Source organism: Neisseria sp. 19428wB4_WF04 (assembly GCF_015235335.1).
In the GTDB taxonomy this organism is placed as follows: Bacteria; Pseudomonadota; Gammaproteobacteria; order Burkholderiales; family Neisseriaceae; genus Neisseria; species Neisseria musculi.
This window is the reverse complement of record NZ_JADGLG010000010.1, coordinates 20,524-35,526: the sequence shown is the minus strand read 5'-3', so window position 1 is coordinate 35,526 and position 15,003 is coordinate 20,524. Positions and strand designations below refer to the sequence as shown.

Annotated in this window: 13 protein-coding genes; 7 read left to right on the top strand and 6 right to left on the bottom strand. The window is 56.3% G+C overall.

Annotated features, from left to right (window positions below; translation table 11 throughout):
- Positions 1–4: 4 nt before the first annotated feature.
- On the bottom strand, positions 5–901 hold the full coding sequence (locus IR141_RS04025) for a lysophospholipid acyltransferase family protein (RefSeq protein WP_135034403.1): 897 nt from the start codon (positions 899–901) through the stop codon (positions 5–7).
- A 735-nt stretch (positions 902–1,636) separates the two neighbouring features.
- Here IR141_RS04025 and metK point away from each other — a divergent pair.
- Positions 1,637–2,806: a methionine adenosyltransferase gene (gene metK, locus IR141_RS04020; protein WP_135034402.1), complete on the top strand. Its 1,170-nt coding sequence runs from the start codon at positions 1,637–1,639 to the stop codon at positions 2,804–2,806.
- 356 nt (positions 2,807–3,162) lie between these two features.
- On the top strand, positions 3,163–3,741 hold the full coding sequence (locus IR141_RS04015; RefSeq protein WP_135034379.1) for a DUF1043 family protein: 579 nt from the start codon (positions 3,163–3,165) through the stop codon (positions 3,739–3,741).
- Between the two features lie 822 nt (positions 3,742–4,563).
- Here IR141_RS04015 and miaB read toward each other — a convergent pair.
- The gene (miaB, locus tag IR141_RS04010; RefSeq protein ID WP_135034378.1) at positions 4,564–5,883 is read right to left on the bottom strand and encodes a tRNA (N6-isopentenyl adenosine(37)-C2)-methylthiotransferase MiaB; all 1,320 of its coding nucleotides are present in this window, start codon (positions 5,881–5,883) and stop codon (positions 4,564–4,566) included.
- A gap of 18 nt (positions 5,884–5,901) precedes the next feature.
- On the bottom strand, positions 5,902–6,276 hold the full coding sequence (locus tag IR141_RS04005; protein WP_135034377.1) for a hypothetical protein: 375 nt from the start codon (positions 6,274–6,276) through the stop codon (positions 5,902–5,904).
- A gap of 271 nt (positions 6,277–6,547) precedes the next feature.
- Here IR141_RS04005 and IR141_RS04000 point away from each other — a divergent pair, with 271 nt between their 5' ends.
- The 5 genes from IR141_RS04000 to murU all read left to right on the top strand — a co-directional run bounded on the left by IR141_RS04000 (position 6,548) and on the right by murU (position 11,268).
- Positions 6,548–6,754, top strand: coding sequence for a hypothetical protein (locus tag IR141_RS04000; protein WP_135034376.1), 207 nt, complete (start codon positions 6,548–6,550; stop codon positions 6,752–6,754).
- Between the two features lie 388 nt (positions 6,755–7,142).
- Positions 7,143–8,612, top strand: a complete 1,470-nt coding sequence (locus IR141_RS03995; protein ID WP_194198373.1) for a YdiU family protein — start codon at positions 7,143–7,145, stop codon at positions 8,610–8,612.
- 200 nt (positions 8,613–8,812) lie between these two features.
- The gene (locus IR141_RS03990) at positions 8,813–9,175 is read left to right on the top strand and encodes a hypothetical protein (protein ID WP_135034375.1); all 363 of its coding nucleotides are present in this window, start codon (positions 8,813–8,815) and stop codon (positions 9,173–9,175) included.
- 98 nt (positions 9,176–9,273) lie between these two features.
- Positions 9,274–9,819: a crossover junction endodeoxyribonuclease RuvC gene (gene ruvC, locus IR141_RS03985; protein ID WP_135034374.1), complete on the top strand. Its 546-nt coding sequence runs from the start codon at positions 9,274–9,276 to the stop codon at positions 9,817–9,819.
- Between the two features lie 744 nt (positions 9,820–10,563).
- The gene (gene murU, locus IR141_RS03980) at positions 10,564–11,268 is read left to right on the top strand and encodes an N-acetylmuramate alpha-1-phosphate uridylyltransferase MurU (RefSeq protein ID WP_135034373.1); all 705 of its coding nucleotides are present in this window, start codon (positions 10,564–10,566) and stop codon (positions 11,266–11,268) included.
- A 653-nt stretch (positions 11,269–11,921) separates the two neighbouring features.
- Here the strand turns inward: murU and IR141_RS03975 are convergent.
- From IR141_RS03975 to trpC, 3 genes are all read right to left on the bottom strand, one after another.
- On the bottom strand, positions 11,922–13,211 hold the full coding sequence (locus IR141_RS03975; RefSeq protein WP_167743035.1) for a prolyl oligopeptidase family serine peptidase: 1,290 nt from the start codon (positions 13,209–13,211) through the stop codon (positions 11,922–11,924).
- Between the two features lie 245 nt (positions 13,212–13,456).
- Positions 13,457–13,705, bottom strand: a complete 249-nt coding sequence (locus IR141_RS03970; RefSeq protein WP_209304406.1) for a TM2 domain-containing protein — start codon at positions 13,703–13,705, stop codon at positions 13,457–13,459.
- Between the two features lie 183 nt (positions 13,706–13,888).
- Positions 13,889–14,671 (bottom strand): indole-3-glycerol phosphate synthase TrpC, encoded by a 783-nt coding sequence (trpC, locus tag IR141_RS03965; protein ID WP_135034371.1) that lies wholly within the window; start codon positions 14,669–14,671, stop codon positions 13,889–13,891.
- Positions 14,672–15,003: the final 332 nt, after the last annotated feature.

The following is a 15,003-nucleotide window of genomic DNA, read 5'->3' as shown; positions in this document are numbered from 1 at the left end:
CTGCCTAGCTTTCAGATACCCGGCTTTCAGACGGCGGTTCGGAGGCGCCGGCGGGGTGTTTGTAGCGGTTGTAGGCAAACAGATATTGGTGCGGGAAACGTTTGATCCAGTATTCCACATTGCTGTTTATCACCTGAGCATCGTGATCCTTGTTGCCGTTAAGCGCGCCCTGCAAAGGCTCGATGTGCAGCACAAAGCCCTGCCCTGCGGGCAAACGTTCGCCTGCAAAAAACAGCGCCCTCACGCCTTTTACCTGCGCGAGTTTGCCTGCCAGCGTCATCGTGTAGGCGGGCTTGCCGAAAAAACCGGCCCACACGCCTTCGCCGCCTTCTTGGGGATCGGGCACATGGTCGGGCAAAACAATGGTGGCCTCACCCGCGCGCAGGGCTTTGATAATCTGCTTCACCCCTTGGATATTGGCGGGGGCGGTGCGCCCTTTACCGCGCACTCTCCCGGCCTGCATCACTTGGTCTAAAATCTTGATTTTCTGAGGCTTATACATGGCGGTGAGCGGAAACGGCAACTGCTCGCTGATATAGCGCCCAGCGATATCGTAGCTGCCGATGTGCGGCGTGATAAGCAGCAGGCCTTCGCCGTTTTCCACCGCCTGCCGGATATGCTCCCAGCCGTGCGCGGCTTTGAACAGCCCGGCCACTTGTTGAGGCTGTCTGAAAAAAGCCACCGGCAGCTCCAGCCCGCCTTTGGCGGTTTCGCGCAGCACGGCTTTCACGGCGGCATCGCCGGCATCAAGGCCGGCAATCTGCAAATTGCTGCGTATCCGCTCGCGGTCTTTGCGGGCAAAATAAAAGCCCAAAACGCCCAATACATCGCCGATGGCGTGCAGCACGCGCAGAGGCAGCACGGCGGCAAGGCGGAACAGCAGAAAAACCAAAGTTTGCATAGCAGGCACCGGCGGATAAAAACGGCATTGTAATGGAAAAGGCTGCAGCACGGTGCGGCCGTCTGAAAGGACTTCGGGCAGGCGTTTCAGACGGCCTTTGCCCAACGGCGCAAGGGCAAAATGCGCCAAGCTGTTTTTCAGACGGCCGGGTTAGAGGATGAGGCGGCAAGATATTGAAAACCTATTTCAAACAACCTGCCCTTCGGTTGTAGGTGCGGCCGTCTGAAAGGACTTCGGGCAGGCTTTTCAGACGGCCTTTGCCCAACGGTGCAAGGGCAAAATGCGCCAAGCTGTTTTTCAGACGGCCGGATTAGATGGTGCAGCGGCAAAATGTTGCAAGCAGTTTTCAGACGGCCCCTGCCCTGCGGTATGACCGTCTGAAATGTCTGTCTAAACTCCTTTCATGGCTCGGGCTCGATTCCGCATCGGGTAGGCGTATGTCATGCCGGCAAAGGGTTGTTTGCTGCGCGCAGCTTCCGCGCCCGCTTGCCCGCCCGTTTGCCGTTATCCGACCGCCGGGCTGCCGCCTCTGCACAAAGCCTGGCCAACCGCTTGACTCGATATTTATATCATTGAGTTTCAATGAAAAATTTAACGCCATGCACGGCAGGATTGATAGTGGTTGAAGCCCCGCCGTTCATGGCGGTAGAATCCGCATTTGCCTGATAGGCGCAATGCCTGCCGTATCAGCCCCACGCGCGGAAATGCGCGGTGTTAAAACATGAAAGTGTGTGTATGAGCGAATATGTGTTTACTTCGGAATCTGTGTCGGAAGGCCACCCCGACAAAGTGGCCGACCAGATTTCCGATGCTGTTTTAGATGCCATTCTGGCGCAAGACCCTAAAGCCCGCGTGGCCGCCGAAACGCTGGTGGCCACTGATTTGTGTGTGCTGGCGGGGGAAATCACCACCACTGCCGAAGTCGATTACGAACAAACTGCCCGCGAAACCATCGCCCGCATCGGCTACAACAACCCCGAATGGGGCTTTTCGGCCGACTCCTGCAAAGTGGTATTGAACTACGGCCGGCAGTCGCCCGACATTGCCCAAGGTGTAAACGAAGGCGAAGGCATAGACTTAAACCAGGGTGCGGGCGACCAGGGGCTGATGTTCGGCTATGCCTGCGATGAAACGCCCGCGCTGATGCCGTTTCCGATTTATTACAGCCACCGCCTGATGCAGCGCCAGAGCGAAGTGCGCAGAAGCGGCCTGCTGCCGTGGCTGCGCCCCGATGCCAAAGCCCAGCTCACCTGCGTGTACGACAGCGAAACCGGCAAGGTGAAACGCATCGACACGGTGGTGCTTTCCACCCAGCACAGCCCCGACATCGGCCGGGAAGATTTGATTGATGCCGTGAAACAACACATTATCTTCCCCGTGCTGCCCAAAGAAATGCTCGCCAAAGAAACCAAATATCTGATCAACCCCACCGGCAACTTCGTTATCGGCGGCCCGCAGGGCGACTGCGGTTTAACCGGCCGCAAAATCATTGTCGATACCTATGGCGGCGCGGCTCCGCACGGCGGCGGCGCGTTTTCCGGCAAAGACCCCACCAAAGTGGACCGCTCCGCCGCCTATGCCTGCCGCTATGTGGCCAAAAACATCGTGGCCGCGGGTTTGGCGCGCCAATGCCAGATTCAGATTTCCTACGCTATCGGCATTGCCGAACCAACCTCCATCGCCATCGACACCTTCGGCACCGGCGAATTAAACGAAGCCGAATTAATCAAACTGGTGCGCGAACATTTCGATCTGCGCCCTAAAGGCATTATCCGAATGCTCGACCTGCTGCGCCCGATTTACGGAAAATCCGCCGCCTACGGCCACTTCGGCCGCGAAGAGCCGGAATTCACCTGGGAGCGCACCGACAAAGCCGCCGCCTTAAAAGCCGCATCGGGCTGGTAAAAAATCTGCCGCCCTTCTGCAAAGGCCGTCTGAAAGATTGATGTTTTTCAGACGGCCTTTCACACCGGTCGCCGGTATGGTGGTTTCGCCCTTTATTTCCGTTACGGCATTGCTGCGCCTTGCTCGAAACACACGTCTTTGCCTGCCCAAGCAGCAGAATCGGGGCTGCGCCGTCTGTAGCTTACTGCCCTGCCTGAAAATAAAAAGCACCCTACCGTTAAATCGAAGCAACGCCCGGCAGCGGAAAAGCGGAAAACGGTTAGGCAACATCATGCGGCTGCCATTGTTTCCGCAGCCGTATCATTGGTAAGATACGGGCGGCAATTTCCGATTATCCACCGCCAAAGGAGAACAAAATGAATGCGTTACCCTGGGAAATCCAACTCGCCGCAGCCTCCGTTACCGGCTTTGCCGCCGGCCTGCTGGTAATGTGGCTGGTTTTACGCCCGAAAACCGGCCGGCACAAACAGGAGCGCGAAATGCTGATGCAGGAGTTCGGCCGGTTCCGCCGCCAAGTAGACGAACATTTCGTAGAAACCGCCGCCGCTGTCGATGAATTAAACCGCAGCTATCAAAAAGTTATCCGGCACTTAAGCAGCGGCGCCCACTCGCTGATGGACAAAAAAACCCTGCAGGAACAACTCACCAAGCGCGGCAACGCTTCCATTACTGTGGCTTATCTGGCCGCCGAAGCCGCCGCAACGGCCGACACGCCCGAAACCGCCGCCGTTACTGCCGATGCCGTTGCTACCCCGCAGCCGGATGTCGATTTGGACGAGCAAACCCCTGTGAGCGATGCCCCGGTGATTACCCCGCCGCCGCTGGCCGGTGATGCTGCCGTGCCGCCCGAAGCAGGCCAAACCGGGGCTGCCAAACAAGAACATACCGCTGAAACGGTGTCGGAATCCGAGCCGGCCTCCGCAAACAAAGCATAAGTTTGCGGCGAATAAAAAAGCGCGCGACCGGGTTTATGGTTACGGCTTTATTGGTATCAAGCAGCCGCACCCGGTTCTGTCCCGGGTATTTTGGTTCTAAAAAATACGGCCTGCCGATGCCTTGGAAAAAATACCCCGAGGCCGTCTGAAAAACTGATATACCGCCATTAGTTTCGCCGGTCCGCTGCGTTACCCTGCACAGCAGGCATCCAGTGAAAAGATTGAAATATCAGTCAACCCAACACTCAAATGCCAACAACTGCGCGGGGCTGCTTCATTTCCGCTAAGGCATTGCTGCTGCCTTAGTTTTAGGCAAAAATGGTTTTGCCGGCCGCTTAAACGGCAACAGAATCGGCTCCATACCGTTTTGCGCTGCCTGCGGCCTGCTGTTTTACGCCAAAAATGAAGCGGGTTCGCGATGGTCAAACCGTGCCGGATGATGCAGGCAGGTTGCCCTGCCCGCCCCAACCCCGTTTCTGTCTCTGAAATTTTGCCGCCTGCCCGGGCGGCAGCAGAACGGATTCTGCACTGCCCGCGCGGCCGCAATCCCGCTGCCTTGCCCTCTTCGATTCGGGTGCGGTTTCGTTATCCATGCTTTTGCAAATATGCCCGGGCCGAAACCTTTGCAAAACTACTTTAAGGCCGTCTGAAATGCTTAAATCCCGCCATTAACTTAATCCCGCCATTAGCTTCGCAAGTCCGCTACGCTGATGACGTGATGACGATGGTTGAATGGTTCAGACGGCCTAAATGAATTTTGCAAAGATTTCAGGCCGTCTGAAAATATGTTCAGACGGCCTGTTGTGATACAGACGGTGTATTTCAAACCCGTTCGCCGCGCAGCGAGAACGTGTAGGCTTCGGTGATTTTCAGATCAATCATTTGGTTGATCAAATCGGCGGAACCAGTGAAATTCACCACACGGTTGTTGGCGGTGCGCGCCTGCAGCTGGTCGGGATCTTTTTTAGAAATGCCTTCCACCAGGCAGCGCTGCACGGTGCCGATCATGGTTTGGTTGATGCGCGCGGTTTCGGCCTCGATCACTTCGTTGAGTGCCTCAAGGCGGCGCACTTTTTCTTCGTGCGGCGTGTCGTCGGGCAGGTTGGCGGCGGGCGTGCCGGGGCGCGGGCTGTAAATAAACACAAAACTCAGATCGAAAGCCATGTCTTTCACCAGCTTTAAGGTTTGCTCGAACTCTGGCTCGGTTTCGCCGGGAAAGCCGACAATAAAGTCGGAGCTCAAACACAAATCGGGGCGGATGGCGCGCAGTTTGCGGATGATGGATTTGTATTCCAGCGCAGTATAGCCGCGCTTCATTGCTGAAAGTACGCGGTCGGAACCGCTCTGAACCGGCAGGTGCAGGTGGGAAACCAGTTTGGGCAGATCGCGGTAGCACTCGATGATGGCATCGGAAAATTCGCGCGGGTGGCTGGTGGTGAAGCGCATGCGCTCGATGCCGGGGATTTCGTGTACGATGCGCAACAAAGTGGCAAAATCGCAAATTCCGCCGTTGTCTGTTTCACCGCGATAGGCGTTTACATTCTGCCCCAGCAGATTGATTTCTTTCACGCCCTGCTGGGCAAGATTGGCGATTTCGGTGAGCACGTCGTTTAGGGGGCGCGAAAACTCTTCGCCGCGGGTGTAGGGCACCACGCAGAAGCTGCAATATTTGGAACAGCCCTCCATAATCGACACAAATGCGCTGCCGCCTTCCACGCGGGCGGGCGGCAGGTGGTCGAATTTTTCGATTTCGGGAAAGGAAATATCCACTTGCGAGAGGCCGGTGGTTTCTTTGTCGATAATCATCTGCGGCAGGCGGTGCAGGGTTTGCGGGCCGAACACCACATCCACATAGGGCGCACGTTTCACGATGGCTTCGCCCTCCTGTGAGGCCACGCAGCCGCCCACGCCGATAATCAGGTTGGGTTTTTTCGCTTTCAGGGGTTTGACGCGGCCTAAATCCGAAAACACTTTTTCCTGCGCTTTTTCGCGCACGGAGCAGGTGTTGAAGAGAATGATGTCGGCCTCTTCGGCCTCGCCCACTTGCACCAAATCTTCTCCCTGAGCGAGCACGGAGAGCATTTTTTCGCTGTCGTATTCGTTCATCTGGCAGCCGAAGGTGCGGATAAATACTTTTTTCATATCAAACGGATAAATGGTTTACTGGCGGGCGGCACGCTGCTCGAAAGCCTGCTTTTCGGCATCGGTGAGCACCCAGATTTCGCTGATGTTGCCGGCTTCGTTGCGGCGCACGGCAACGGCTTTGCCGGTATGGCCGGTGAGCTTGCCGCGCACAATAAAGCGGTTGCGTTCGTCTTTGATGCGCAAATCATGGGTGGCGGTAAAGGTTTCGGCATTGCCGTCAATCCAGCCTAGAGTGAGGATTTTCAACCAAGAAAGGCCGCCGTTGCCCAATACAATCTGCGGGTATGCCACCTGCTTCAACACGGCCACATCCATATCGGCCGGCACGGCGCGTTGCGCCCAGGTTAGAGAAGAAAACAATAAAATCAAAAGGGTAAATAATTTTTTCATGATATTTTTCTACCGTAATGTGAGTAATACAGCGGGGGGATTATAACATAGAGAAGCAAGGCGTAATCTTTGTTTCCAATAGAGATTTATCTTGGCGGCCGATTTGCTCCGGTTTGCCGGGGAGTGTCTTGCGCCGCCTGCCGCCCGTGTCGGCAAGATGGGAACCTGCTACGGATAACGGGGGGCACAATGATGCAGAAGAGCCGGAAACAGGCCGTCTGAAAACAGTCTGCACAGAAAGTTTTGCCGATCCGTTGATACAGAATATGGAATGACTCATTTGAACCACAGGGTAGGTTTGCCGTTTTTAAATATGCGCGGCGGCATACGGGCAGTGGCAGACAAGCGATGCCGGCCGTCTGAAAAAAGCAGGCGGCGGCGGAGCGGGAAGGCGGCAGACGGTGTGCAGGCGGGCTGTATGATCTGCAACGGGTTCGGCGCGGCGGCTCTTGAAAATCCGAAAATCCGTCCTCAATAAGAACGTTCAGATTGAAGAACATTCGGGTTGGAAGCTGCTTCCCGCCTGCATTGCGGCGGCATTTCAGACGGCCTGTCTGTGGAAATTGCAGCCTTTTGCCTGTATATTCCGCCGGTTATAGTCAGCCCGCTTTATTGCCGTTGCGGCATGGCTGCGCTCCAGCCCAAAGAATGGTTTTGCAAGCCGCCCAAACGGCAACAGAACCGGCTACGCATCTTCTGCACCGGCTGCGGCTTGCCTTGCCGAAAATAAAGCGGATTCACTGGTTATGGTTATTATGATGCCGATGCCCGTTCCGGGAGCTTTGACACTTCGGCATACCAAACCGCGCAGTATGCAAAAGCACCCAAACCAGCTCACTCCGACACCACCGACACCTGGATTGATTATGCCGCACACCCTCCCGCTTACCGAGTCCGCCGTTGCCGGGCTGCCCGCAACCTTTTACCGCCGCATCCGCCCCGAGCCGCTCTCCCAACCTTATTGGGTAGTGCAAAATCACGCACTGGCGGCAGAAATGGGCTTGAGCCCGTCTGAAATCTTCGACAACCCCGACAATCTGCTCTATCTGGCCGGCAGCGCGCCCGCCTACGACCCCACGCCCATCGCCACCGTATACAGCGGCCACCAGTTCGGCGTGTATGTACACCAACTCGGCGACGGGCGCGCGGCTTTGCTGGGCGAGAGCGGCAGCGGCGGGCAACGCTGGAAATGGCAGCTCAAAGGCATGGGCAAAACGCCCTATTCGCGCTTTGCAGACGGCCGCGCCGTGTTGCGTTCCAGCATACGCGAATACCTCTGCTGCGAAGCCATGCACGGCCTGGGCATCGCCACCACGCGCGCACTCGCGCTCACCGGCAGCAACGATGCGGTGTACCGAGAAGAAGCCGAAACCGCCGCCGTGCTCACGCGCATCGCGCCGAGCTTTATCCGCTTCGGCCACTTCGAATACCTCTACCACACCGGCCGGCACCACAACCTGCCCGTGCTGGCCGACTTTTTAATTGACCGCCACTTCCCCGAATGCCGCCGGGCCGATAACCCTTATTTGGCGTTTTTCCAAACCGTTTCGCAGCGCACCGCCGCCCTGATAGCCGCCTGGCAAAGCGTGGGCTTCTGCCACGGCGTGATGAACACCGACAACATGTCGGCACTCGGGCTCACCATAGATTACGGCCCGTTCGGCTTTCTCGACCACTACGACCGCCACCATGTGTGCAACCATTCCGACCACGAAGGGCGCTATGCCTACAACGAGCAGCCCCATGTGGCACATTGGAACCTGATCCGCTTCGCCTCCTGCCTGCTGCCGCTGGTGCCCGAAAGCGCACTAACCGATGAGTTGGAACGCTTTCCCGAAGCGTTTCAGACGGCCTATACCGCCAGAATGCGCGCCAAAATCGGCCTGCAAACCGAAGAGCCGGCAGACCATGGGCTAATCGGCGATATGTTTGCCGCCCTGCAAGGCAGAAAAGTGGATTTCACCCTGTTTTTCAGGCACTTGTCTAAAATCGGCAACACCCACGGCGAACCGCCGCCGCCCGAGCTGGCTTCCCTGTTTGAAGGTTCCGCCGATGCCTTTGTCCACTGGCTCGGCCGCTACCGAGGCAGGCTGCGCGCCGAAAACAGCAACCCCGAAGCGCGCGCCGTGCGCATGAACGCCGTCAACCCGCTGTATATCTTGAGAAACTATCTGCTCGAACAAGCCATCACACAAGCCAAAAACGGCGACTTCCGCGAAATCGAACGCCTGCACCGCTGCATGCAGAACCCGTTTGAAGAGCGGCAGGAATTTGCAGATTTTGCCGAACGGCCGCCGCAATGGGCAGGCGGCATCTGCGTGAGCTGTTCGAGTTAGCCGCTTAGCCGCTGCGCCCGTTTCAAAAAGCCGCCGGCCGTCTGAAATACCCAACCGCTGCCGCACACGCGAGCCGAAATCCGATCTCGCCCTGCAAACGCCTAAAACACTTTTTCAGACGGCCTGCGTTTTTTGATACTGCCGTGCCTGTCTCATACCCAATCGGTTCATGGCAAAACTTTTTCAGACGGCCTCAGACTTTGCGCCACCCACTCAGGCCGTCTGAAATACCCAACCGCTGCTGCCCGCCCAAGCCAAAATCCGATCTCGCCCTGCAAACGCCTGAAAAACTTTTTCAGACGGCCCCGCCTTTTGCCCTCCGCTCAGGCCGTCTGAAATACCCAATCACCGCCGCCCGCGCAAGCCAAAATCCGATCTCGCCCTGCAAACGCCTAAAACACCTTTTCAGACGGCCCCGCCCTTTACCCCCGCTCAGGCCGTCTGAAATACCCAACCGCACGCGCGCAGGCCGCAGGCCAATCCCAACTTCACACGTTATGGAAACCAAGCATTTGTTGTTTTTTAAAATCCGCACCCGCCGGCGCGGGAACGGCGGCAAATAAAACGCTATGATATTTTTGAATGATGCAAAAGGCCGGGGCTGCCGTTTATCCCTGCTATAATCCACATCTTTGCCCCCTGCCCCAGGCCGTCTGAAAATATGAATACCCGCCCCACCCGCATTCTCGGCATCGACCCCGGCAGCCGCGTTACCGGCTTCGGCGTGGTGGACGTGCGCGGGCGTGGGCATTTCTATGTGGCTTCCGGCTGTATCAAAACCCCGCCGAATGCGCCGCTGGCCGAACGCATCGCCGTGATTGTGAAACACATCGATGAAATCATCACCGCCTACCGCCCCCAGCAGGCGGCAGTGGAGCAGGTGTTTGTGAACGTTAATCCTGCCGCCACACTGATGCTCGGTCAAGCGCGCGGCGCAGCGCTCGCGGCGCTGGTGATGCACGGCCTGCCCACTTTCGAATACACCGCCCTGCAAGTCAAGCAGGCCGTAGTCGGCAAAGGCAAAGCCGCCAAAGAGCAGGTGCAGCACATGGTGGTGCAGATGCTGGCTTTATCGGGCACGCCGCAGGCCGATGCTGCCGACGGCCTGGCCGTTGCCCTCACCCATGCACTGCGCAATCAAGGCCTGGCCGCACAACTGCAACAAGGCAGCCTGCAAATCAAGCGCGGGCGTTTTCAAAAAAAATAACCCGGAACGGAAACCGGCAGTTTCAAACGGCCGCAAAACCTGCAAACACCAACCTGCAAGTCTGCACACATTTCATAGCAAATCCGATAAAACCCGGCACAAAGCAAACCGCAAAGAGCGTGAATTTTCTGACACTGCCTCATTACATTGCTGCGCCTTAGCCCGAAGAGAACAGTGGACTCGGACCTTTTATTTGAGATTAATCCTATCATGATAGTAATAATGGATATACTCATATTTCAAGCCGCCAAAACAGCAACAAAACCAGTTCTGCACATTTTTCTGCGGCCTTCCGGTATTTGAAATATGTAGATTCACCATACCCGCCTCCTGTTTTCAGACGGCACCAAGCCTTTGCAAAAATACTTGATGCCGTCTGAAAAACCGAAATACCGCCATTCTGCTGTAACGGAAATAATGGTAAATAAATTTTTGGTGCTGTTTTTGAATCTTGCCTATTCTAAACCTACCTGCAGTAAAGCCGCACCGATTCACTACAAGACAAACGGTATTAAGATGGGGCAGGCAGCTGTATCAAACGGAATATCTGCGGCAGGCCGCAGATACAAACCATATAGGGTGCGGCAGTGCTATAACTTTAAAACTAACCGGCTATCGCAGAAGCATTCCGCCCACGACACTGCAACCTCCGGCCGCTGCAGCGCATCCTGCAGAAACAATACGGCAAAGCCTGCGGCCTTTTGTTATACAATCCGCTTTTTTCCGAAACCACTGTAAAACCTTATGAAAGCCATGATTCTAGCGGCCGGACGCGGCGAGCGTATGCGCCCGCTTACCGACACCTGTCCGAAACCCTTGTTGAAAGTGGCGGGTGAAACGCTCATCGGCCTGCATCTGCGCCGCCTGCGTGCCGCCGGCATAGTCGAAATCGTTATCAACCATGCCTGGCTGGGTGCGCAAATCGAAGCGGCCTTGGGCTCGGGCGCGGCTTACGGCGTAAACATCCGCTATTCTCCCGAAGGGGAAACCGGCCTGGAAACGGCGGGCGGTATCGCCACTGCGCTGCCGCTGTTGGGAGAGCCGTTTTTGGTGGTGAACGGCGATGTGTTGGCCGACCTTGATTTTCAGACGGCCTTTGCCGCAGCCGATTCCCTGCGCCGGCAGCGCAGGCTGGCGCATTTATGGCTGGTGCCCAACCCCGCGCACAATCCGGAAGGTGATTTTATTTTGCAGGAAAACGGTGCGGTGGTGGCGGCAGACGCAGTCGGAGAGCGGCTCACGTTTTCCGGCATGGCAGTTTACCATCCCGATTTGTTCCGCCACACACCGCCTCACCGGGCGGCCAAACTTGCCCCGCTGCTGCGCGAAGCCATGAATGCGGGCTTGGTTTGCGGTGAAAAACACACCGGCCTGTGGCTGGACGTGGGCACGGTGGAGCGGCTGGCCGAAGCAGATAAATTAATGCAGGGCAGAATGGGCTGCCGCTGAGCGGCTTTGCCGAAAACTTCAGGCCGTCTGAAAAAACTGTTTTCAGACGGCTTGAGATTTTTGCAGAACTCCTTTCAATATCTTAAAACCCCTGCATCATGCCCGGGCTTGGCTCGGGCATCCTTTTTTCAAAAGAAGTGCAGAGATACCCGGGTCAAGCCCGGGCATGACAGAAAAGCCTTTTGTGATAGTTTTTTGAATTTTGCAAGGGTCCCAGCCCGCCTGCTTCCAAGCGGGCACGGTTCAGAATTTCCCGTACCTGGCAATCACATATTTGCCGGCGGTGTTTTAGACAGCGTTGCCGCCGCCATTCGGGAGCATCACGGTTTTAGCCGTTGATTTTCACCGAACCCGCGGTTGCCACATTGGCGGTCCGATTCATATCGGGCAGACCGATGCCCTTGGCCGCCGCATCAGGTTTGCCGCTCCAAACCCAAAATTGCGGGAATTTCCTGCCCTTATCGCTTTTACTCCGGTTAAAACGAATGCTTGCGGCACAGCAGGCGCAACCGGCGGGTGCGCCGCCTTTTATGGTCTGAACATGCCGCGCCGGTAAAATCGGGCATTGCATTTGCACACACCGCGCCTGAAGAAAACCAGGCCGTCTGAAACGTTTCAGACGGCCTGCTTCGCATGGGAACCGTGCCGGCACACTAAGGTTTGCGCTGTTCAAACAGCCAATCGCGTATGCCTTCGATGGTGTAGGCGATGCGCCAGGTGTGAGTGTGGTTGGCCGCACTGCTGTCGGTTTGGCCGGCGGGCACCACCGTGCCTTTCTGCAAAACGGTGTAGTTGATGTCGGCATTTTGGCTGCCCACCGCCCGCGCTTCGGCATCAAACTCTGCGGCGGCAGACAGGCCGCTCCATATTGTACGCACCACTTTGGCACCGCCTTTTTCAAGAACGCCGGCAACAACATTCATGCCCGGGTAGGCTTTTTCATCGCCTTCGGCAACCATCATCCACATTTTGCCTTTCGCCGGCAGAGCAGCTTTGACGGCATCCCACTGCGCAGCCACAATGTAAGAAGCGGCAAAGAAATCAGGGTGTTTGCCGCCCATCGCCATTACCGCCATGCCGCCTTCTGCCTGGCCGGTAGCGTAGCGGCGCGCAGTGTCGATGCTGTATCGTGTTTGCAGATATTTGATAAGATTGATCACAGCATCCGCATCATTGGCGGCTGCAGTTTTGCCGTTTGCGGTTTGACGGCCGAACTGCGGTGCCAGCACAAACGCTTCATTTTTGGCCTGCGACTCGGGCGAAGCCCAAACCACCGCACCCAAGCCCTGTTGCAGGGTAGCTTTAACATCGCTGCCGGCAATGCCCTCATCGTGGATAAACAACACCAGCGGATAGGTTTTCTTCGGATTGTAATTTTTCGGCACAAACAAATTGTAATGAACGGTTGCACCGGTTTGCGGGTCGGCAAACGAAGCCTGTTTGAAATCGTCCACCACCAGATTTAGCGCCGTTTTGCTCTGCCGCTCATTACCGTTGGCGGCAATGGTGTTACCCCTCGTATCGGCAATATCGCCGGTTTGGGTAACTTTCAGCTCGGGCCTGCGGCGGATAATGTCGCGCCCTTCCATACCGAAGGCTACGGCATCTTCATCGTTTTTAGAAAGCTCCAGCACCACATAGCGGCCGTTTTTAGGCTGCTCGGCAGTAACCGGCGCATTGTTGGCATACACTTTGGTTACCGTTCGGTTTGCCACGGCGAAATCTTCAGGCTGCAACGAAGCATTGCTGATTTCGGCCGCGTATTTCACCACAGCAGCAGTAATTTTCTGGCCATCGCCGAACACTTCGGTTACCGCGGCCACTTCCTGCACAAGGTCGGCCGCAGCAGCATGCTCGGCAGGAAACACGGAAGATAAGGCCTGGCAGCCCGACAAGGCCGCAACCAAACCGGCGGCGGCTAAAACAGCAGTGATTTTTTTCATAATCCATACTTTCAAAAACCGGCAGGGATGATATGCCACTATAACCGCTCCCCCGAAGTTTGTGTGCACCACCATACGGAACGGCGGTTTTATCGCCTAAGCGTTAAAAAATCAAAAAAGCCGTCTGAATATTTCAGACGGCCTTCCGTATCGTGAATCTGCACTTTTTCGATACCGTTAAGGCCGCTGGCAATGGGGGCGCAGGGATGGGGCAGCGGAATTGGGCAGATTCAATGTCCGACCGCTCACACCACGATGGCGCCCAGCGAGTCGGTGGGTTTGAATGCGGCAAATATACCCTCGATAATGCCGACAATGGTCGGGATAAACGTCCAACTGAGTAGAAAATATCCTATCCCCATCCACACCCGGCCGGCGCAGAATTTGTGTACGCCGAAGGTGCCGAACAGTAGTGCCATCGCCACATAAAGGGCTTTGTTGCAGGTGTGCGGATAAGATGCGGCATAAGAAACGGGAACATTCGGGGCGTGCATGGTTTTTCCTTGCGTTGTGGGGTGTTTGAACATTTTCCAAATGGTGTGCGCGGCTTTAAATTCAAAGTGTTTTTTCGTAAAAACAGGCAAACGCGCTGGTTTAATTTTGAAATCCGCCCTGAAACGGAAAGCCGGTTTGGCCGGTGCTTTTGGCCGTCTGAAAGTTTTCAGACGGCCTCGGTATCAAAACAGAGCCTTCACCGCTGCTTCGATATTGCCGGCACGCATAAAGGTTTCGCCGATGAGAAAGGTGTGTACGCCGTGGTTTTGCATCAGGGTTACGTCTTCTTTATTGCGGATGCCGCTTTCGGTGATGACGGTTTTGCCTGCAAGTGCGGGCAGCAGCTCGAGCGTTTGCTGCAGCGACACATCAAATGTGTGCAGATTGCGGTTGTTTACGCCCCAAAGCGGTGTAGTGAGGTTGCGGCATTTTTCCAGCTCGGCGGGGTGGTGCAGCTCCAGCAGCACCGCCATGCCCAATTCGTGTGCAGTGTGTTCGAACTGCTCCAATTCGTGCGCCTTAAGCGCGGCGGCAATCAGCAGCACTGCATCGGCACCCCAGGCGCGCGCTTGGTAAAGCTGATAGTTGTCGATGATGAAATCTTTACGCAACACGGGCAGGGCCACGGCGGCCTTCGCTTGTTTGAGGTAGTTTGGCGAGCCTTGGAAATATTGCTCATCGGTGAGCACCGACAAGCAGGCTGCGCCGGCACGTTCATATGCCTGCGCAATGGCGGCGGGGTCGAAATCGGGGCGTATCAAACCTTTAGACGGGCTGGCTTTTTTCACTTCGGCAATCACTGCCGGCAAGCCGGCGGCATGTTTGGCCGCGATGGCTTCGACAAATCCGCGCGCCGGTTCGGCCGCCTGCGCCTGTGGCTTAAGCTCGTTTAGCGGCAACGCGGCTCGGGCGGCGGCGACTTCTTCGGCTTTGGTGGCGAGAATTTTGTTTAAGATGTCGGACATGGCAAACTTTCGGTCAGATAGGTTTTCAGACGGCCGCCTGCATCAGGCCGTCTGAAACGGAGCGGAATCGGCAGATATTGGCAAACAGATGCCGAAGTATAAAAGATAAGGCCGTTGGAAAGCCACCGTTTCAGACGGCCGGCACCCACACGCCGATCCACTCCGCCAACCCGCGCCTGCAAACGCTTGCAGTTTGAATCTCCATACCGGCAGCAAAAGTGATGCCGGTTAACCGCCGGGCTGTATTTCGGGCAAACATTACCGATGTGTGGCCGACAACATCATGCCGCTATCGTGAATTTACTGTATTTTCGGCGCAGGGCAAGCCCCAA

What these genes read in the sequence shown, in the direction of transcription:
- IR141_RS04025 (WP_135034403.1), bottom strand. Translation starts at nt 901, where the DNA reads ATGCAAACTTTGGTTTTTCTGCTGTTCCGCCTTGCCGCCGTGCTGCCT.
- metK (WP_135034402.1), top strand. Translation starts at nt 1,637, where the DNA reads ATGAGCGAATATGTGTTTACTTCGGAATCTGTGTCGGAAGGCCACCCC.
- IR141_RS04015 (WP_135034379.1), top strand. Translation starts at nt 3,163, where the DNA reads ATGAATGCGTTACCCTGGGAAATCCAACTCGCCGCAGCCTCCGTTACC.
- miaB (WP_135034378.1), bottom strand. Translation starts at nt 5,883, where the DNA reads ATGAAAAAAGTATTTATCCGCACCTTCGGCTGCCAGATGAACGAATAC.
- IR141_RS04005 (WP_135034377.1), bottom strand. Translation starts at nt 6,276, where the DNA reads ATGAAAAAATTATTTACCCTTTTGATTTTATTGTTTTCTTCTCTAACC.
- IR141_RS04000 (WP_135034376.1), top strand. Translation starts at nt 6,548, where the DNA reads ATGACTCATTTGAACCACAGGGTAGGTTTGCCGTTTTTAAATATGCGC.
- IR141_RS03995 (WP_194198373.1), top strand. Translation starts at nt 7,143, where the DNA reads ATGCCGCACACCCTCCCGCTTACCGAGTCCGCCGTTGCCGGGCTGCCC.
- ruvC (WP_135034374.1), top strand. Translation starts at nt 9,274, where the DNA reads ATGAATACCCGCCCCACCCGCATTCTCGGCATCGACCCCGGCAGCCGC.
- murU (WP_135034373.1), top strand. Translation starts at nt 10,564, where the DNA reads ATGAAAGCCATGATTCTAGCGGCCGGACGCGGCGAGCGTATGCGCCCG.
- IR141_RS03975 (WP_167743035.1), bottom strand. Translation starts at nt 13,211, where the DNA reads ATGAAAAAAATCACTGCTGTTTTAGCCGCCGCCGGTTTGGTTGCGGCC.
- IR141_RS03970 (WP_209304406.1), bottom strand. Translation starts at nt 13,705, where the DNA reads ATGCACGCCCCGAATGTTCCCGTTTCTTATGCCGCATCTTATCCGCAC.
- trpC (WP_135034371.1), bottom strand. Translation starts at nt 14,671, where the DNA reads ATGTCCGACATCTTAAACAAAATTCTCGCCACCAAAGCCGAAGAAGTC.